Source organism: Qipengyuania aurantiaca, assembly GCF_019711375.1.
Taxonomy (GTDB): domain Bacteria; phylum Pseudomonadota; class Alphaproteobacteria; order Sphingomonadales; family Sphingomonadaceae; genus Qipengyuania; species Qipengyuania aurantiaca.
In genome coordinates this window covers 2,324,895-2,344,561 of sequence record NZ_CP081295.1, presented here as the reverse complement: position 1 = coordinate 2,344,561, position 19,667 = coordinate 2,324,895, and the positions used below count along the sequence as shown (strand labels likewise).

Genomic DNA, 19,667 nt, shown 5'->3' with positions numbered 1-19,667 from the left:
TTGTTCGCAGTGGTCAAGGGAGGTGTCTCAGATAGGAACGTAATCCCGGATTGCGAGGTCCCACCCTTCGAAAATACCGGCAGATGATCGGAATGCTTATCGTCGACCTGTCCGCCATCGACGCGGTAGCAGGCGGCGAGGACGATGCCTTTAGCTTCACCGCAAGCGGCGCCTTTACCGGCACGGTGGGCGAGCTGGTCAGCTATGTCGCGGGCGGCAACACCTTTCTCGGAGGCGCACCGACAACGACGGTTCGGCCGACTTCATCATCGCGCTCTAAGGGGTGACGGATCTGACCAGCGCAGACTTCGTGCTTTAGAAGCGATCACGGGCCAGAATGTGTGCAATGCCATGCGAAAGTTAACAGGCGCTTCGGTTTTGTTAAGGTTTTCCCGCTAGCCTGCCGGATAGCGGGGGAGGACTTGCACAAAATCATGGCGCACGAGCCGCATTCTGGACCGACCGATCGTGCCGGCGCTTCGCCGGATGTCGATCCGCGCGCGGTGCAGCAGGAGACTATGCTCGCCATGCTGGAGCGCGAGCGGCGTTCGCTCAGCAGCAGCCTGCTTGCCATGGCCCTACTCGCCCTCTCCTTCGCTTTCTACGCCTTGCCGGGGCCTTTCTACCTGCTGCTCGGCCTGCGCTTGGCGTCCTTCACTTTCACCCGCCGTGCGGCTGCGCTGCTCAATCTCGCGGTGCGCGAGAACAGGCGCACGACCTGGCCGCATCGACGCATGATGCTGGCAATGGGGCTGACGGGGTTCACCCTCGCAATGCTGCTGCTGCCCGCACCCGCAGGCACGCCGTTTGCCGCGCAATTGCTTGTTGGCTGCGTCGTGCTCGTCGCACTCACACTCATTTCGACCACGCTGGCTGCGATGCGGGGACCACGGGACATGATGCTCGCCAGCTTCTTCCTCACCATGTGCGTGATTGTCCCGAGCCAATTGGCATCGACAGCCAATATGTGGATCATCGCCGTGGCAGCGATCACCGTCGCTGGCATTCGCATGTACGCCTACAACGCCGGGGAGCACATCATCACTTCAGCCGCCGTGCTGGTGGAAAACCGGTTGCTCTCGCAGGATTTGGCGCAAGCGCTGGCCAAGGCGGAATACCTCGGGGCCTGCGATCCGCTCACCGGGTTATACAACCGCCGCAAGCTGTTCGAGCAGCGCGAAAGAGCCGCCGACGGGGGCCTGCGGCAGGTGCTGATGATCGACCTCGACCGGTTCAAGAGCATCAATGATAAATTCGGCCACTCGGCCGGCGATCGTGTGCTGGTGGCAGCAGCTGATGCCATCGGCGCGAGGCTGGACGGCATGAAAGGCAGCGGCCACATGGCCTTCCGCCTCGGCGGAGAGGAGTTTGTCGCCCTCCTGCAAGACACCGATTGCGACACCGCGCGCCGCGTGGCCGAGGCGCTGCGGGGCGATATTACGCAAATCTCCGCAGCGGCTGCCGATATCGGAGCTCTCGAAACGACAGCCTCCATCGGCATCGCGCGTTGGCATCCGGGCGAAGAGCTCGATGAAGCTCTCCAGCGCGCCGATGCGGCGTGTTACGCGGCCAAGAACGCAGGCCGCAACCGGGTGCAGGCCGCCGCCTGAGCGTGCACCGTCCGACCGCCATCTGTTCTGCAGCGGCGGTGAAGCGTGGACCCAAGTGCCCTCCCCGACCGTTCCTTAAGCATACACGCCCACCTCTATGCGCGTTTTCGCAAAGACACGGCTGGGCGACCGGAGGGCGAAACCGCGCCGTTCCGGTCTCGAATAGCAGAATACAAGGCGCACCGAATTCATGTCAGACAATGAAAGAAAACCGGGCTCGTCGCCGTCCGCCACCCTCAGCAGGCAATCGCAGATCAATTCGCTCCAGAGCGAGCGACTGAAAGCGATCATGGCGGAACTCGACCGCCCGCTCGACAACGAAAAATGGACTTCCACCCCGCATGCAGGCGAGCAGAAGGGTGCCAAATCCTTCCTCCAGCGCATCCGCCGTCATCGCGACCATCGCCGCGAACTGAAGCGCGCACGCCAGGCGGCCGCCAAGGTCTACAAGGTCAAACCGCGCCTTTCGACGCGCAAACGCGCATCGCTCCTCATGGGGGCGGGAGCCATGAGCCTTGCCGCCTTCACCGGTCCGCCAACCCAGAAGGCGAAGCCGACCGTGACGCCTGCCGTGACCATCAGCGCGGTGGAAATGGAAGAGGTGCGTAAGCCCGCCGCCCTGCTGACCGCCAGTGACGAATTCAAGCAGGCGCTGATCGAAGAGGAAGGCGTGCGTTACACCGTTTACCGCGATGTCGCCGGCTACCCGACCGTGGGCGTCGGCCACCTCATCCGCCCGGCAGACAATCTTCGCGTGGGCGACCGCATCAGCGACGAACAGGTGCTTGCTTTTCTTGAAGACGACCTCAAGACAGCCGAGCGCGGCGTCCGCATCCTTGTGGGCGATTTACCGCTGTACCAGCACGAGTTCGATGCCTTGCTCGACCTCGTTTACAATGTGGGCCTCGGCAATGTGTCGGACCGCGAGAGCCCGCGTCTGAACGCCGCCATCAACGCGGCCGATTACGAAGGCATCGCTGCCGAACTCGACTATACCCATGCCGCCGGCAAAGTCGCCCGCGGACTGGAATTCCGTTCGGAACGCCGGGCGAAAATCTTTATGGAAGCCAGCTACGAGGACCCCCGCGAGGTTTCCACATCGCGTTCGGTATCCAGCTAGGAAGGCTAGCGGAAAGTCTCGATCGACGATAAGGGGCAATGATGGCGTCAAGCACCGCGCGCTTCGCAACCACTCCCAGCCTGTCCGAACGCGACCCCGACTGGCATGGGGAGCGCGAGGCCGAGGTGTTGCGCAGCGTTGCCGAGACCGAAGGCCGCACGATCTATTCCAACATCGTGGGGACGCTTATTATCGCTGCGGTTTCGCAGCTCCTGCCCAACGCCGCAGATTTCCACATCCCGATCCTTTTCCGGCTCGCAGCAACGCTGTTCATGACATCGGTCTATATCTCGATCCGGAAAAAGTTTGCTGCGGGCAAACGCCCTGCAATGCCTCCCGCGCTGGCACTCCCTATCGGCCTGTTTGGCGGAGCAAGCTGGGCGCTCCTGCTCGCGCCGGTGTTTTTTGAGCCCAATCTCCATCCGGCTGCCTTTATCGTGGCCGCGTCAGTGCTCATCTGTACCAGCCTCGTGGCGGTGCATTGCTCGCCGCTGCCTTGGGTCTGGTATCCCTTCGGCCTCGCCTTCCTGGCCACCTTCTGGATTGCCATGCTGCAGGCCCCCTCGCCATTCGGGACTTGGATGTCGCTCGGCGTAGGCCTGATCTATCTCGCCGTCGCTTCCTTCAGCCTTGCCGCGGCGCGGCAGAAATACGCGGCCGCCGAGACGCTCGTAAACAACCATCGCCTCGGCGAAGACCTCGCCGAAGCGCTGGCGCGCGCCGAGTTCCTCGCCAATCGCGATCCGCTCACCGGCCTATACAACCGCAGGGCGCTCTTCGAGAGCGAGCTTGTCACACCGGCACCGGGCGAGAGGAATCACGTCCTCCTGCTCGATCTCGACAACTTCAAGCAGGTCAACGACCAGCATGGCCACGACATCGGCGACCGTGTGCTGATCGCTGTGGGGCAGGCGCTGCAACAGAATGTGCGCGACCTCGGCGACGAGAACCATTTCGCCGCGCGGCTTGGCGGCGAGGAGTTTGCCGTTTTCCTTGCGCTGGACGATCCAGCCCGTGCCCATGAAATCGCGGAGGCCATTCGTGCGGCCATCAAGGCCGTCGCCGCAGAATTCGGTCTGACCGGCCTCCTCGGCACCGCCTCCATCGGCGTGGCCGAGCATCGCGCAAGCGAAGCCATCGGCAGCGCCATCAAACGCGCCGACAAGGCGCTTTACGAAGCCAAGGCAGGCGGCCGGAACCGGGTCGTCGTCCAAACCGCCTGAGTGTTCCCGGGCCGACGCATAATGACCCACCGCCTCTTCTTTGCCCTTCGCCCGCCTGCACCGCTGCGCGACGCGCTGATCGACACGATGGACGATCTCGAGAACGCCCGCTGGCAGGACGACGACCAGCTGCACCTGACGCTACGCTATATCGGCGAGGTCGACGCCCATCGCGCCGATGATCTGGCCGAAGAAGCCGAGACGCTCGCCTTCGAACCGTTCGAACTCTCCATCGCAGGTGTCGGATATTTCGAGCGAAAATCCCGCCCATCCTCGGTCTGGGCGCGTATTGCGCCTAGCGAGCCGCTCACCCGTCTCCAGGCCCGGATCGAGCGCCTGTGCCAGCGCTGCGGTCTGCCTGCCGAGACCCGCAAGTTCACGCCCCACATCACGCTGGCGCGGCTCAACGCAGCGGCCGGATCGCTGGCCCCATTCCTCGCCCGCAACGAAAGCCTCGCTCTTGGCCCATGGCGCGTCGATACCTACATATTGTACGAGAGTTTCCTGCGCGAAGCAGGCTCGCTCTACGATCCTGTCGTCACTTACCACGCGAAGGCCGAATGACCCTCTCCCGCATCCGCACAACCTGCACGATCCTGCTCGCAGCGCCGCTTGCGGCCTGTTCGCCGGTGACCGAGGAAGTGGTAGGTGACGATCCGCCGAGCGAGCAGCTGCTACGCGCGGTGGAAGCGCAGGCCGAGCCCGACCCGGGCGACAATTGCCTGCTGATGGTCTGGTCGGAGCAGGACGATCCCGACATCGAGTTCGACAAGCAGCACGATGCGGTGAAAGGCGGCGCGATTTCCTGTGCGACCGGGACCAGCCCCAGCCAGTTCGAAGCCGCCATTTCGGCGCTTCGCGATGCGGCCCGTAGCGGCGACCGCGCGCGCATCCTCGAGCAGGTCGGTATCCCCCTCCTATACATCGACGACGCGGGCAATCGGCACGAACTGACCGAAACACAGATCGATACCCTGTTCGACGATATCTTCGATGAGCGGATGCTCGACCTCCTGCAGCGGCTCGACCTGTCGCAAATGACGGTCGAGAAGGACCAGGGGGCTTTTTTCGAGCTGGGTTCGCTGTGGCTGGTGGTCGATGACAGCGGCCAGCCCAAGGTGATGACGGTCAACAACCAGGCGCTCGAAGAGGCCGCGCTCGCGGCGCGCAACCAGGCCGAACGCGGTCAGGGCGAGGCGTTGGAAGGGAGCTGAACGCCGTCTATCGAAGACCCTGTGCGGTTGGACGTTCAGCCCTTGTTACTGTCGGCTACCTAGGCTCCCGCACATTCTGTCGCATTTGCAACCAACCTGCGATCTCGCGCGTTGGCATGCAGCACCTGAGATAAAACTGGAGAAACCATGAAGGCCCATATTCTGGCCACCACCGCCGCAGCCGCCCTTCTGTCCGCCTGCACCACCGCTCCCGGAGGAGAAATGGACCCCATCGCCGACGCCGCCGTGGACGCCGCGGTTTCGATCCCCAAGGGCACCGGCTATTTCGCTGCCGACAGCGACCTACCGTTCCTCGCACCCGATTTCGAAGCCGTTTCGGAGGACGACTACCTCCCCGCTTTCCGCCAGGGCATGGCGATCCAGAAGGCCGAAATCGAGGCGATCAAGGCCAACCCCGCTCCGGCGACATTCGAAAACACGATTGTCGCTTACGAAAAGTCCGGCCGCATGCTCGGCCGCGTCTCGCGGGTCTTCTTCGCGCTGACCGGCTCGAACACCACCGACCGTCTTGACGAAATCAACACCGAAGTCAGCCCGCTGCTGACCGCGCATAGCGACAGCATCACCCTCGATCCCGCGCTCTTCGCCCGCGTGAAGGCCGTCTACGACAACCGCGCCGCGATGACGATGACGCCCGAAGACGCGACGCTGCTCGAAAACACCTATGACAGCATGGTGCAGGCCGGCGCGCTCCTGACCGAGACGCAGCGTGAACGCGTGAAGGCGATCAACACCGAACTGTCCACGCTGACCACCGAATTCAGCCAGCAGGCCAAGGATGCCATGGCGGATCAGCCGGTGATCTTCGACAACCGCAGCGACCTTGCTGGCCTTTCGGACGCCGACATCACCTCGGCGGCCGAATTCGCGGCTGAACTGGGCCACGAAGGCAAATACGCCATAGCGCTGCAGAACACGACGCAGCAGCCGCTTCTGCCGAGCATGACTAATCGCGCCGCGCGCGAGAAGCTGTTCATGGCAAGCTATCACCGCGCCGACGGCACGACCGATATCGACACGCGCCTCCTCATCGCCCGTATCGCCGAACTGCGCGCCGAAAAGGCCGCTCTGTTCGGCAAGCCGGACTGGGCGACCTACGCGATGTGGGACCGCATGGCGGAGACCCCCGAGACCGCGCTCGACTTCATGGAACAGATGGTCCCGGCGCTCGCCGCGACGCAGCGCCGCGAAGCCGCAATGCTTAACGCGGCCATCGCAGCCGATGGCGGCAATTATGAAGTGAAGCCATGGGATTGGTATCGCTACGCCAACCGCATCAAGGCCGAGCAGTACGAGCTCGATGAAGACGCGATGATGGAGTATTTCCAGCTCGACACGATGCTGGAAGACGGCGTCTTCTACATGGCGGAAAAGCTCTACGGCCTGACCTTCGAACGCCGCACGGACCTGCCGGTCTATCACCCCGACGTGTGGACCTACACCGTGTTCGACCGCGACGGCAGCGAACTGGGCCTGTTCTACTTCGACCCGTTCCAGCGCCCTTCCAAGCGCGGCGGTGCGTGGATGAGCAACTTCGTCGACCAGAGCCATCTGTGGGGCACCAAGCCGGTGATCTACAATGTGCTCAACATCCCGAAGGCGCCCGCGGGCGAACCGCAGCTGGTCAGCTTCGACTGGGTCAACACGACCTTCCACGAGTTCGGCCATGCGCTGCACGGCTTCTTCGCCGACCAGCGCTACGAAAGCCTCTCGGGCACGGCCACGGCACGCGACTTCGTCGAATATCCGAGCCAGGTCCACGAAATGTGGGCAACCTACCCCGATGTGCTGCGCAATTACGCAAAGCACTACCAGACCGGCGAAACCATCCCGCAGGCGATGGTCGACCGGATCGAGGCCGCGTCCAAGTTCAACCAGGGCTACGATTTCGGCGAAGTCGTCGAAGCCGCCCTGCTGGACATGAAGTGGGCCGCGCTCTCGCCCGAAGAAGCCGCCGCGCTCGATACGCCGGAGAAGGTCAGCGCCTTCGAACGCAATTCGCTGGAGGAGCTGGGTCTGGAGATCGACCTCGTCCCGCCGCGCTATCGTAGCACCTATTTCAACCACATTTTCAGTGGCCCGACCGGCTATTCGGCAGGCTATTACAGCTATCTGTGGACCGAAATGCTCGACCGCGATAGCCGCAAGTGGTTCCTCGAGAACGGTGGACTGACCCGCGCCAATGGCGATCACTACCGCGCTACCGTGCTCAGCCGCGGCGGCACGATGGACTACTTCAAGATGTTCGAAAACTTCGCCGGTCGCGCCCCTGACGTGACCCCGATGCTCGAAGCCCGCGGCCTTGTCGCCGGCGATGAGGCGGCGGACAGCGCGGTTTCGGACGACGGTCCAGCCACTATCGGCGATGCCGGTATGTGATTCTGTTTGTCGGGGCGGCTGCCAAGGCCGCCCCGATACGCTCGCCCTTAGGGCAAGCACGTATCAACTGTCGCTTTCGTCAAGGCCGCACTTGGTTAAGATGAAGTTTTCAGAAACTGCGGCAAAAAAGACGCAAAAATTAGTATGTTTCGGAAGTGAACGTTCATCCGAAGCAGATCGTTTTTCTAAATGTCGTTTTTATACAATTTCCGTTCATCTCACTGAAACAATCGGGAATTGCAAGCGAGGCAACTCGTTACATTGCTGCAGCGCAGCGACAAAACAGGCTTGGCAAACATTGCCTTACACATACTCCTGAAACGGCGAGTGGAAACTCGCAATTTTGGGAGAAAAAACAATGAAGAAGTCGCTTCTCACGGCGATGGTGCTTGCCGCCATCCCGACGACCCTTATCGCCCAGAACGGAGCCAGCTTGCGCGCCGGTGAAGAACGGGTAAACCCAGCCATCGAGCGTGCCGGCCAGAAGATTTCGGGCAGCTGGATCTGCACCATGAACTTCAACACCCCCGGCAATGCCGTGGCGCAGGAAGCAGGCCGCGCCGCCAATCGCGGGCAGGGGCGTATCAAGCACGTCTACACCGGCGCCGTGAAGGGTTTTGCGTTGCAGATTCCCGATCACGCGATTGGCCGCGTCATGAACGGCAATCCGGCGATCGAGTCGTGCGAGCAGGACCAGGTCATGGCAATCGCCACCAAGCAGCGCGGAAAGCCGACCAGGGACGTCAGCATCACGGCCGATTACACTCCTTGGGGTGTTGCGCGTGTCGGAGGTGGCACGGGTTCGGGTTTCCGCCGCGCATGGGTGATCGACAGCGGGATCGCCGACCACCCGGATCTCAACATCGACCGCGGCCGTTCGCGCAGCTTCGTGTCGGGTACGTCGAGCACCGGTGACGGCAATGGTCACGGTACACACGTTGCCGGCACGATCGCTGCTAAGGGCGATGGTGCGGGTGTCGTCGGCGTGGCTCCGGGTGCGCCGGTCGTGTCGCTTCGCGTCTTCGGTGCAAGCGGCGAGGGTTCGAATTCCGCCGTCCTTGCAGCGGTCGACCACACCTATCGCTATGCTTCACCGGGCGATGTCGTGAACATGAGCCTTGGCGGCGGCACGAGCTCCACGCTCGACAACGCCGTGCTACGCGCTTCGAACCGCGGCATCTACTTCACCCTTGCTGCCGGTAACGAGGCGATGAATGCGAATTATTCGTCGCCGGGACGCGTCAACGGGACCTACATCTGGACGGTGTCGGCCAGCGACAGCAACGACCGCTTCGCCAGCTTTTCCAACTACGGCAACCCGCCGATCGACGTGGCCGAGCCGGGCGTGGACATCGTCTCGACCTACCTCAACGGTGGTTACGCCTATCTCTCGGGCACCTCGATGGCCGCGCCGCACCTCGCCGGCCTGATCCTGCAGCGCTCGGTCCGCTACGGCGGCACGGTGAGCGGCGACCGGGACAACAACCCCGACGTCATCGGGATCAAATAAGTTTAAAAACAAGCCCACAAAGGGTCGCAACTCGAGCCGGGCATCCTTGCGGGTGTCCGGCTTTTTGATGGTTTCAAGGCTTCAGCTTCCCGCGAAAACCGAGCGAGTTGCGGTTGAGCTCGGCAAGGTCTTCCGTGCCTTCCATGGCCGCACGGCCAAGCGCGACGGCACGCTGCAAGATCTCGTCCGGCGCGTTGCGATAGGCGGGCGCAGGAATTTGCTCATTCCACTTTGCACCAACCGCGTTGTCGAGCAGGATGCGCTGAAAACAATGGTCGAACCGCACTGGCCATCCGCGCGCCTGCGCAGCCTGGGGCATCCGTTCGCGGGTGAGGTCGAACCAGTCGTTCTGAAGTGTTGTGCGATCCATGGGGACCCAACGCCTCACGCGCTGGCGAGTGCCCGTTTTCCTTCCTCGCCGAGCCACTCAGTCCCCACGCCCCAGACCTCGCCAATGCGCTCGACGGACAGCGCCTCCGACGGCGCGGCATCGGCCACGAGCCGCCCCTGATCGAGCACCAGCACGCGGTCGGCATGGTTCCGCGCCATGGCGAGATCGTGGAGCACGACGAGGACGCCCCGCCCCTCGCCTGCCGATACGCGCAGATGGCCGATGAGGGCGTACTGGTGCGCGAGGTCGAGCGCGGCCAGCGGCTCGTCGGCGAGTATCCATTCGGGCTCGCCCGCCAGCACGCGCGCGAGCAGGACCCGCGCCTGTTCGCCGCCCGAAAGCGTCTGCGCGCGGCGTTGCTCGAACGCGTTGAGGTCCAGCGCTGCGATGGCGGCCTCGACCGGCGCGCCGGCCGCGTCGCGGTGCGGAATGCGGCCCAGTTCGACCAGGCTGCGGACGGTCACGTCCCAGGCGATCTCGGGTGCCTGCGGGAGATAGCCGATGCGTTTGGCGCGCTGTGCGTGGCCGGCAAGCGGCTCACCGTCGAGTGTGACCTCCCCGCTGTCGATAGGAAGGAGGCCCGCCAGCGCCTGCAGGAGCGAGGATTTGCCCGCGCCATTCGGGCCGCAGATCGCGGTGATCTCGCCCGGTCGCAGTGCGCAAGTTATGTTGTGAAGTCGCTCGCCGAGCGAGACGTTGTTCGCTGCGAGCGTCATACCAGCCCCCTCCGCATCCGGATCAGCAGCCACAGAAAGAAGGGCGCGCCGAGCAGGCTCAGCGCAATGCCGAGCCGTAGTTCCGTCACCAGCGGAAGAACCCGCACGAGGCTGTCCGCCACCAGCACCAGCAGAGCGCCTGCCAGTGCGCTCGGCACGATCAATTGCGAGGGGCGGCGGTCCGTCAATGGGCGGACGAGGTGCGGGACGATGAGGCCGACGAAACCGATGATGCCCGCCACCGCCACGCTCGCCCCCACGGTGAGGCCGATGCCGAGAATGAGCAGCCAGAGCAGGCGCGAAGTGTCGATGCCGAGCGACCGCGCGACCGGCTCGCCCAGCGTCAGCGCGTCGAGCGAGCGCCCGCTACGCCAGAGCAGCGCCACGCCCAGCGCGACCAGCGGAGCCGCCAGCCAGACCTCGCGCCAGCTGCGGTCGGTCAGCGCGCCGTTCAGCCACAGCACGATCTCGCTCATCGCAAAGGCGTTGGGCGCCATGCTGATCGCCAGCGCGGTCAGCGCGCCCGCAAGGCTCGCCACCATCAGGCCCGCCAGCGTGAATAGCGCGATACCTCCCGTGCGTCCGGCAATCGCGGCCAGCAGAGCCATCGCACCGCCTGCGCCGACCAGCGCGAAGAGCGGCAGCAACCACGCGCTCGCCGCATAGCCGAACCACAGCGCCACGACCGCCCCAAGCGCCGCGCCGGGCGCGATACCGAAGAGACCGGGATCGGCCAGCGGATTGCGTAAATAGCCCTGCATCGCCGCCCCCGCCGCGCCGAGGCCTCCGCCCACGACCAGCGCCAGCACGGCGCGCGGCAGGCGCAGCTCGCCAAGGATCAGCGCCGCGTTGGGGGTACTCGCCGGATCGATCCACACGCGCCCCGCCAGCAGCGACAGCGGGAGCGCGAAAAGGAGAAGCAGCGCAAAGATCAGCGTGGCGCGGTTCATGACACGCGCTCCCTTACCGAATGCACGAAGCGCACGGCGCGCAGGATCGTCGGCCCGCCGCAATAGAGCAGCCGCGTGTCGAAACTTTCCTGCCGCATCCCCTCGACCTCGGCCAGGACCGGGTGACGTTGCCCGCTTTCGCTGCCCGCCACGAAAAGCACTTGCGGCGGATCGGCCACGACCTGTTCGAGCGAGAGGTAATCCGCCTGCGCCATGCCTCGCGCCGCCGAATAGCTAGAAAAGCCGGTGCGGCGGAGCAGGTCGCTCACCAGCGAAGCCTCTCCCGGCACGATCCCGCCCGGCTGCCACAGCGCCGCCTCGACGGGATCGCCCTGCCCTTCGGCCTCAGCCAATGCGGTCTCGATCTCCTCCACCAGCCGCTCGCCCGCCGCCGGATATCCGGCCAGCGCGGCAAGTTCGCGGACCTGCGCAAAGCTGTCTTCCACCGTCGCAGTGCCCCCGAAAGTCACGACGCGCAGGCCGAGATCCTCCAGCGCCGCGCGGGTGGCAGGCGCAAGGAACGTGCTCGCCACGACCACATCGGGATCGAGCGCGAGCACCTCCTCCACCGTCCCGCCGGTGGCCCGATAACGCGCGGCATCCTGCGGTGTCATCGAACTGGAGGACGGGTCCTCGCTGTAATGCGAGATCGCCAGCAGCTGGCCGGGCGCCGCCACCTCGGCCAGGATCGCATCGGTGCAGGGGTTGAGGCTTACGATAGTCGGACCAGCCGCTTCCACCGGCCCGCGAGCCCCCTCCCCGCACCCTGCGAGCGCAAGCGCCAGCAGGGGCAGGAAGCGGATCACATCCGCGCCCTCAGCCCGACGAAGGCCCCGCGTCCGGGCGTGTTGTAATCTTTCACGACCGTATAATCCGCATCGAACACGTTCTCCACGCGGCCGAACAGCTCAAACCGTTCACCCACCGGGTAGGAGGCGCGCAGGTCGACGACCTCATAGCCGTCGAGCGGCGTCATGTTCGCGTTGTCGTTGAAGCTTTCCGAAACGAACCGCACATCGCCGCCGAGGTTTAGCCCGAAAGGCGTCTCCCAATCGGCGAAGAGCGTGCCGAAATATTCGGGACGGCGCGCCAGTTCGAGACCGCTGTCGCGATCCTCGGTATCGACATGCGAAAACACGCCGGAGACCCGAAGGAACGGCGTCACGTCGAAGCCGCCCTCAAGCTCGAAGCCCATGGCGCGCGCCCGCGACACGTTTTCGTAGCCGCCGAATGGCCGCTCGGGTCCGAAGCCGAAGCCAATCAGATCGTCGGTCGTGCGCAGGAAGCCGGTGAGCGCCGCATGGACGCCCTGCCCGCGCTGGCCCTTCTCGATGCCGAGATCGACGCTGGTGCTCGCCTCGGGGCGGAGCTGTGCATTGCCGTAGAAACTGCGCAGCTGGTACAGGGTCGGTGCCTTGAAGCCCTCGCCAAGGCTGGCCCGCACACGCCAGTCGTCGCGAAGTCCATAAGACAGGTCCGCGCCATAGGTCGCCTTGGTGCCGAACAGCTCGTGGTCGTCGATCCGCCCGCCGACATGCGCGGCCAGCCGCCCGAAAGCGAGGCCGATCTGGGCATAGCCGCCGGTCGTCTCGATCGAGCCGGGCGCGTCGAAGAGAGTGACATAGTCGCTCCACTCGTGCTCCGCCCCGAAAGCCAGCGTAAGAGGGCCGAGCACACGGTATTCGCCGCGCAATTGCAGGCGTTCGGAATGCCCGTCTCCTCCGAACGTCACATTGCCATCGCCATCGAAATTGTAGCGTTCGGTGTCGGCGAGACTGAAGGCGGCGCGCAGGGTCAGATCGTTGCCGTAATAGGCCAGCCCGACATCGCCCCAGTAGCGCTGGGTTTCCTGCGTATCGAGCGTATCGGCAAAGGCGAAGGTGGGCGGCGCGAAGCCATCGAGGTCGAGATCGGCCTCGCTCCAGTTCGCATGGGCGAAAAGCTCGATATTGTGCGTGACGTCGAAAAACGCCGCGCCGCCGAGCGCGTATTGCTCCAGCCCGTCGGGCTCGCCGCCATCCACGACCGATGAGAAGCCGTCCGTGTGCAGATAGGAGCCCGTAAGGCCGAAGAAATAGCTATCGCCACCCAAACCGCCGGTCGCGCTGGCGCTGAGCGTGTCGCGCGAACCGTATTCGACGCGGCCTTCCAGCCCCGTCTCGGTGCGGGTGGTCACGTCGATGACGCCGCCGATCGCGTCGGAGCCCCAGATCGTGCTGTTCGAGCCGCGCAAGATGTCGAACTTGCCGACGCTGGAGAGGAGCAGGTTGCCGAAGTCGAACCCGCCTCCGGGTGCGGCCGGGTCCGCCACGCGGACGCCGTCGACCAGCACCAGCACCTGCTCGGATGCCGACCCGCGAAGGCTCACCCCGGTGAAGCCGCCCACGCCGCCGTTGCGGGTGAAGGAGAGGCCGGGAGTGCGGCGCAGGACGCGCACGGGATCCGCGCCCTGAACGGCGTCGATTTCCTTCGTGTCGATGAGCGTGACCGCCTGACCAGTGTTGCGAATATCGGTGCCGAGGCCGTTGGCGGTTACGGTGATCGAGGGCGCCTCGATCCTTTCGCCCGCGATATAGCAGCACCCGCCATCGTCCAGCTCGCTCGTGTCAGGCGAAGAGTCATCTTGCTCCGCAATAATCTCCGCCAGCGCATCCTCGCTCGAATCCTGCGCATAGGCGGGAGCGCACAGCGCCGAAGCGCTCAGCAAAAACAGGTATTTGGTCACGTTTCCTCCAGTCATGTCCGTACACGCCGTCCATGACGGGAGGAGGCGGGATTGCCCCATCCCCGCTTGCCATCGGTACACCCCGCCCGCGGCTGAACGACTGGTGCGGGCAGGTCTCCTGGCTCCCGGATCATACGGCCTCGCCCCGCCTTCCCATCCCTGACGCGGGACAGTGGCACATCGGGGCGCGCCTCACCGGTTACAGTTGCGGGGGCAGCCGCGGCATTACACCGGCGTTCCCTTGACCCGTACCAATCTGAGCCCCTTACGCCCCCGCATCGGGCGAAGCAAGCGCGCAGCTTTCGCAAAGCCACAGCCGCAATTTAATATAATCGCAAGCATGATCCGGAACCCATGTTTAGCGAGGAGTGGCTACATCATAGGACACAGAGCCGGAGACCGAGGTGGCGGTCTTAAAAGATGGGGAGTCCTTGAGCCGATGTCCGTACGTTTTGCGCCTGCGCGCTGTGCCGCGCGTTCGCCGATCGCCCGCGTCCTGAAGCGTGGAACCGTGACTATGGCCGCCAACGACCACGAGGAACTGAAGGGGTTCATGAGCGATACGACCAAGGCCGCCCTGCGCCATTTCGCCGAATACGGCCTGCGCGCCGTCCCAATGGCCATCCGTAACGCGGAGACGGCAGCAGCCGCAAACCAGACCGAGGATTACAATCATTGGCTGGAGATCTGTCGATCGCTCGACGGGGCCGCCGCCCGCCGGATCGAGGCCAACCACCAGGGTGCCGACCAGCGCCTCATTGGCTGAGCCTCGAGTGAAGGCCCACCACAGTCCGATAAAAAGCCACCCTTCCTGAGGTTTCGGGACCCTTGCTGGCGCTCGCTCGTCTTACCGTTAAAGGAACAGCCACGACCCCTTATTGCTATTGCGAACTATTTGCAAAGATAGTTCCCCACCTTCACCCAATTCGCCTTGCATTCCTATCCGACGGGGCCTAGGCCGCGACCCGAAACACCGGGCGCGCGTACCCACGCGGGACATCCGTGCGCCACAGCGGTCCAGACAAAATTTGTCCCGCGACGCTCGGAAGGACGCTTTTCCCTTATGGCACGCAAGAAGATCGCGCTCATCGGCTCCGGCATGATCGGTGGCACCCTCGCTCACCTCGCCGCGAAGAAGGAAATGGGCGACATCGTCCTGTTCGACATCGCCGAAGGCATGCCGCAGGGCAAGGCGCTCGACCTGTCGCAGTGCGGCCCGATCGAAGGCTTCGACGCCAAGATCACCGGCTCGAACGACTATGCCGACATCGCCGGCGCCGACGTGGTCATCGTTACCGCCGGTGTCCCCCGCAAGCCCGGCATGAGCCGCGACGACCTGCTCGGCATCAACCTCAAGGTGATGAAGTCGGTCGGCGAAGGCATCAAGAACAACTGCCCCGACGCCTTCGTGATCTGCATCACCAACCCGCTCGACGCGATGGTCTGGGCGCTGCGCGAATTCAGCGGCCTGCCGCACAACAAGGTCGTCGGCATGGCCGGCGTGCTCGACAGCGCACGCTTCGCCACCTTCCTCGCCTGGGAATTCGACGTGTCGGTGAAGGACGTCAACGCCTTCGTCCTCGGCGGGCATGGCGACACCATGGTCCCCGTCACCAGCTACACCACGATCAACGGTATCCCGGTCAACGATTTCGCCAAGATCAAGGGCGTCGGACAGGGCCGCATCGATGAGATCGTCGACCGCACCCGCAAGGGCGGCGGCGAGATCGTCGGCCTGCTCGGCAACGGTTCCGCCTATTACGCGCCGGCCACCAGCGCGATTGCCATGGCCGAAGCCTATCTCGGCGACCAGAAGCGCATCCTGCCCTGCGCCAGCTATGTCGAAGGCAAGTACGGCCTCGACGGCCTCTATGTCGGCGTGCCCACCATGATCGGCGCGGGCGGTACGGAGGAAGTGATCGAGATCGAATTGTCGGACGAGGAAAAGAGCAACCTCAAGGTCTCGACCGACGCGGTCGAGGAGCTGCTCGAAGCCTGCAAGGGCCTCGAGAGCTCGCTCGCCTAACCTACCAAACCATTCGAAAAGGAGAGGCAAGATGAGCATCCTCGTCGACAAGAACACCAAGGTCATCACGCAAGGGATGACCGGCAACACCGGCACCTTCCACACGCAACAGGCGCTCGATTACGGCACTAAGATGGTTGCGGGTGTGACCCCGGGCAAGGGCGGCACGGATCACATCGGTCTGCCGCAGTTCAACACCGTGCGCGAAGCCAAGGCTGAAACCGGCGCCACGGCATCGTGCATCTACGTGCCGCCGCCGTTCGCAGCCGACGCCATCCTCGAGGCGATCGATGCCGAGATGGAACTCATCGTCGCCATCACCGAGGGCATTCCCGTGCTCGACATGGTGCGCGTGAAGGCTGCACTTCGCGGTTCGAACAGCCGCCTCATCGGCCCGAACTGCCCCGGCGTGCTGACGCCCGGCGAATGCAAGATCGGCATCATGCCCGGTTCGATCTTCAAGAAGGGCAGCGTCGGCGTAGTCTCGCGCTCGGGCACGCTGACCTATGAAGCCGTCCACCAAACCACCATGGTCGGCCTCGGCCAGACCACCGCGGTCGGCATCGGCGGCGATCCGGTCAATGGCACCAACTTCATCGACGTGCTCGATCTTTTCCTCGACGACGACGACACCAAGTCGATCATTATGATCGGCGAAATCGGCGGCAGCGCGGAAGAAGAGGCCGCCGAGTTCATCAAGCAGGAAGCCGCCAAAGGACGCCAAAAGCCCATGGTCGGCTTCATCGCGGGCCGCACGGCGCCTCCGGGCCGCCGCATGGGCCATGCGGGCGCAATCGTTTCGGGCGGCCAGGGCGGCGCGGACGACAAGATCGCGGCGATGGAAGCCGCAGGCATCCGCGTCAGCCCGTCGCCTTCCGAGCTCGGCACGACGCTCGATGCGATGCTGAAGGAACTGGCGTAACCGCCGAACGCTCCCTCTCCATGAGGACTGAAAATGGGTAACGAGAGCCAGAACTTCCTGCCTGAAATGGGCGACCAGGAGGGGCCGCAAGCCGGTCCCAGCTGGGGCAATCCGAACTGGCTGCAGCAAGTGGTCGACAGCGAGGCGGATCTTACCGCCGCGCTCGACCCCACGCAGATGCGCCTTGCGGTGAAGCAAGCCGCCGAAAAGGCCGGCAAGCCTGCCGACCCCAAGGCCATCGAACAGGCCGCCGACGACAGCATCCGCGCGATGCTGCTCGTGCGCCTCTACCGTGTGCGCGGGCACTTGGCTGCCGATCTCGATCCGCTGGGCCTGTCGCACCGCGACGTGCCCGAAGACCTGACGCTGGAATGGCACGGTTTTGCCGGACAGGAGGACCGCGAGGTCTATGTCGGCGGCGTGTTCGGTTTCGAATGGGTCACCGTGGGCGATCTCTACCGCGTTCTGCGCGAAACCTATTGTGGCAAGGTCGGCCTCGAATACATGCACATCTCGGACACGGAGGAACGCCGCTTCCTCCAGGACCAGTTCGAGACGCCCGAGGACACGATCCAGTTCACCGAGGAAGGCAAGCGTGCGATCCTCGCCGCCGTCATCCGGGGTGAGCAGTACGAGAAGTTCCTCGGCAAGAAATACGTCGGCACCAAGCGCTTCGGCCTTGATGGCGGCGAGTCCATGATCCCGGCGCTGGAAGCCGTGATCAAGTACGGTGGCCAGCTCGGCGTGCGCGAGATAATCTACGGCATGGCCCACCGTGGGCGCCTGAATGTGCTCGCCAACGTCATGGGCAAGCCCTACAAGGTAATCTTCCACGAGTTCTCGGGCGGCAGCGCCAACCCCGACGATGTCGGCGGTTCGGGCGATGTGAAATACCACCTTGGCACCAGCACCGACCGTACCTTCGACGGCATCGACGTGCATATGAGCCTTGTGCCTAACCCTTCGCATCTCGAAGCGGTGAACCCCGTCGTGCTCGGCAAGACCCGTGCGCAGCAGGCCATTCGCGACGATCTGAAAAAGCACGAGCAGGTCCTGCCCGTCCTTCTCCACGGCGACGCGGCCTTTGCCGGCCAGGGCATCGTGTGGGAGTGCCTCGGCTTCTCGGGCGTGCGCGGTTACAACACCGGCGGCTGCCTGCACTTCGTCATCAACAACCAGATCGGCTTCACGACTTCGCCCCAGTTTGCGCGGTCCAGCCCCTACCCCAGCGACGTGGCCAAGGGCGTCCAGGCGCCGATCCTCCACGTTAACGGCGACGACCCCGAAGCGGTGACCTTCGCCTGCAAGCTCGCCATCGAATACCGCCAGAAGTTCGGCCGCGACATCGTGATCGACATGTGGTGCTATCGCCGCTTCGGCCATAACGAGGGTGATGAACCGAAATTCACCCAGCCGCTAATGTACGACGCGATCCGCGCGCATCCCAAGGTGAGCGAGCTCTACACGAAGCGTCTCGAAGACGAGGGCGTGATCGAAAAGGGCTATGCCGACGGATTGTGCGAGGAATTCAACGCGCATCTTGAGCAGGAATTCGCCGCCGCCAAGGATTACAAGCCCAACGAGGCCGACTGGTTCGGTGGCCGCTGGGCGGGCATGAACAAGCCGGCCGATCCGGAAACGGCGCGCCGCAACGTGGAAACCGCGCTCGACAAGAAGCTGTTCGACAGCCTTGGCCGCACGCTGACCACCGTCCCAGACGATGTGACGATCCACAAGACGCTGGGCCGTGTGCTCGACGCCAAGCGCCAGATGTTCGAAACCGGCGAAGGCTTCGACTGGGCGACCGGCGAAGCGCTTGCCTTCGGCAGCCTCGTGACCGAGGGCTTCGGCGTGCGCCTGTCGGGCCAGGATTCGGGTCGCGGCACGTTCAGCCAGCGTCACGCCGTCTGGATCGACCAGAAGGACGAGCGCAAGTACATCCCGCTCTGCACGCTGCCGCATGGCAAGTTCGAAGTCTATGACAGCCCCTTGAGCGAATACGGCGTGCTCGGCTTCGAATACGGTTTCGCCATGGCGGACCCGAAGAGCCTGGTGATGTGGGAAGCGCAGTTCGGCGATTTCGCCAACGGTGCGCAGATCATGATCGACCAGTTCATCGCGGCTGGCGAGGTAAAGTGGCTGCGCGCCAACGGCCTCGTCCTGTTGCTGCCTCATGGTTACGAAGGCCAGGGTCCGGAACACAGCTCGGCGCGTCTCGAACGCTTCCTCCAGCTGTGCGCGAATGACAACATCCAGGTGATGAACATCACCACCCCGGCGAACTACTTCCACGTCCTGCGCCGCCAGATGCTGCGGTCCTTCCGCAAGCCGATGGTCATCATGACGCCGAAGTCGCTGCTCCGCCACCCGCTCGCCAAATCGAGCGCGGAGGAGTTCATGGGCGACCATCACTTCATGCGCATCAAGTCGGACCTGAAGGAGATCGACGACAAGAAGGTGCGCCGCCTCGTGCTGTGCAGCGGCAAGGTCGCCTATGACCTGATGCAGCGCCGCGACGAAGCGGGTCTGGAAGATGTCTCGGTGGTTCGCATCGAACAGCTCTACCCCTTCCCCGGCGAACCGCTGGCCGTGCGTCTCGAGCGCATGACCAATCTCGAAGAGATCGTCTGGTGCCAGGAAGAGCCCAAGAACAACGGCGCCTGGTTCTTCGTCGATCGCCTGATCGAGGAAGCGGCGACCAAGGCCGGCAAGGACGGCATGCGCCCGACCTATGCGGGCCGCGAAGTCGCCGCATCGCCCGCCACGGGCTACGCCAGCCGCCACCAGGTGCAGCAGGAAGCCCTCGTCAACATCGCGCTGGGCCTCAACGGCGCCGGCAGCAGTAACTGATTCAAGGCCT

Annotated in this window: 17 protein-coding genes and 1 riboswitch; of the genes, 12 read left to right on the top strand and 5 right to left on the bottom strand. The window is 64.2% G+C overall.

Annotated features, from left to right (window positions below):
- The first annotated feature begins 83 nt into the window (after positions 1-83).
- The 8 genes from K3148_RS11455 to K3148_RS11420 all read left to right on the top strand — a co-directional run bounded on the left by K3148_RS11455 (position 84) and on the right by K3148_RS11420 (position 9,077).
- Positions 84-287, top strand: a complete 204-nt coding sequence (locus tag K3148_RS11455) for a hypothetical protein (protein ID WP_221424904.1) — start codon at positions 84-86, stop codon at positions 285-287.
- Positions 288-434: 147 nt separating this feature from the next.
- Positions 435-1,610, top strand: coding sequence for a GGDEF domain-containing protein (locus K3148_RS11450; RefSeq protein WP_221424903.1), 1,176 nt, complete (start codon positions 435-437; stop codon positions 1,608-1,610).
- Positions 1,611-1,800: 190 nt separating this feature from the next.
- Positions 1,801-2,730: a lysozyme gene (locus K3148_RS11445; protein WP_247711563.1), complete on the top strand. Its 930-nt coding sequence runs from the start codon at positions 1,801-1,803 to the stop codon at positions 2,728-2,730.
- 38 nt (positions 2,731-2,768) lie between these two features.
- Positions 2,769-3,953, top strand: a complete 1,185-nt coding sequence (locus K3148_RS11440; protein ID WP_221424902.1) for a GGDEF domain-containing protein — start codon at positions 2,769-2,771, stop codon at positions 3,951-3,953.
- A 21-nt stretch (positions 3,954-3,974) separates the two neighbouring features.
- Entirely contained in the window at positions 3,975-4,517 is a 543-nt protein-coding gene (gene thpR, locus K3148_RS11435) for an RNA 2',3'-cyclic phosphodiesterase (RefSeq protein WP_221424901.1), read from the top strand.
- Positions 4,514-5,167 (top strand): hypothetical protein, encoded by a 654-nt coding sequence (locus tag K3148_RS11430; RefSeq protein ID WP_221424900.1) that lies wholly within the window; start codon positions 4,514-4,516, stop codon positions 5,165-5,167. Before thpR ends, K3148_RS11430 begins: the two co-directional genes overlap by 4 nt.
- Before the next feature lie 147 nt (positions 5,168-5,314).
- Positions 5,315-7,567: a M3 family metallopeptidase gene (locus tag K3148_RS11425; RefSeq protein ID WP_247711562.1), complete on the top strand. Its 2,253-nt coding sequence runs from the start codon at positions 5,315-5,317 to the stop codon at positions 7,565-7,567.
- Positions 7,568-7,925: 358 nt separating this feature from the next.
- Positions 7,926-9,077, top strand: a complete 1,152-nt coding sequence (locus K3148_RS11420; RefSeq protein ID WP_247711561.1) for a S8 family serine peptidase — start codon at positions 7,926-7,928, stop codon at positions 9,075-9,077.
- Between the two features lie 73 nt (positions 9,078-9,150).
- Here K3148_RS11420 and K3148_RS11415 read toward each other — a convergent pair whose 3' ends face one another.
- From K3148_RS11415 to K3148_RS11395, 5 genes are read right to left on the bottom strand one after another with little or no spacing between them, the layout of a single operon-like run.
- Entirely contained in the window at positions 9,151-9,447 is a 297-nt protein-coding gene (locus tag K3148_RS11415) for a GCN5-related N-acetyltransferase (RefSeq protein ID WP_221424899.1), read from the bottom strand.
- Between the two features lie 14 nt (positions 9,448-9,461).
- Complete coding sequence (locus K3148_RS11410) at positions 9,462-10,184, bottom strand: ABC transporter ATP-binding protein (protein ID WP_221424898.1); 723 nt, start codon at positions 10,182-10,184, stop codon at positions 9,462-9,464.
- The gene (locus K3148_RS11405; protein WP_221424897.1) at positions 10,181-11,134 is read right to left on the bottom strand and encodes a FecCD family ABC transporter permease; all 954 of its coding nucleotides are present in this window, start codon (positions 11,132-11,134) and stop codon (positions 10,181-10,183) included. Before K3148_RS11405 ends, K3148_RS11410 begins: the two co-directional genes overlap by 4 nt.
- The gene (locus tag K3148_RS11400; RefSeq protein WP_221424896.1) at positions 11,131-11,940 is read right to left on the bottom strand and encodes an ABC transporter substrate-binding protein; all 810 of its coding nucleotides are present in this window, start codon (positions 11,938-11,940) and stop codon (positions 11,131-11,133) included. The genes K3148_RS11405 and K3148_RS11400 overlap by 4 nt, the downstream gene beginning before the upstream one ends.
- Positions 11,937-13,874, bottom strand: a complete 1,938-nt coding sequence (locus K3148_RS11395; RefSeq protein ID WP_221424895.1) for a TonB-dependent receptor plug domain-containing protein — start codon at positions 13,872-13,874, stop codon at positions 11,937-11,939. Before K3148_RS11395 ends, K3148_RS11400 begins: the two co-directional genes overlap by 4 nt.
- Positions 13,875-13,950: 76 nt before the next feature.
- Positions 13,951-14,124, bottom strand: a riboswitch (cobalamin riboswitch).
- 174 nt (positions 14,125-14,298) lie between these two features.
- Between K3148_RS11395 and K3148_RS11390 the strand changes: the two genes are divergently transcribed.
- The 4 genes from K3148_RS11390 (at position 14,299) to K3148_RS11375 (ending at position 19,657) form a co-directional block, all read left to right on the top strand.
- Complete coding sequence (locus K3148_RS11390; protein ID WP_221424894.1) at positions 14,299-14,625, top strand: hypothetical protein; 327 nt, start codon at positions 14,299-14,301, stop codon at positions 14,623-14,625.
- Between the two features lie 297 nt (positions 14,626-14,922).
- Positions 14,923-15,885, top strand: a complete 963-nt coding sequence (mdh, locus tag K3148_RS11385; RefSeq protein WP_221424893.1) for a malate dehydrogenase — start codon at positions 14,923-14,925, stop codon at positions 15,883-15,885.
- 31 nt (positions 15,886-15,916) lie between these two features.
- Positions 15,917-16,807, top strand: a complete 891-nt coding sequence (gene sucD, locus K3148_RS11380) for a succinate--CoA ligase subunit alpha (protein WP_221424892.1) — start codon at positions 15,917-15,919, stop codon at positions 16,805-16,807.
- 33 nt (positions 16,808-16,840) lie between these two features.
- A complete protein-coding gene (locus tag K3148_RS11375) occupies positions 16,841-19,657 on the top strand; it encodes a 2-oxoglutarate dehydrogenase E1 component (RefSeq protein WP_221424891.1) in 2,817 nt (938 codons plus the stop codon).
- Positions 19,658-19,667 lie beyond the last annotated feature (10 nt).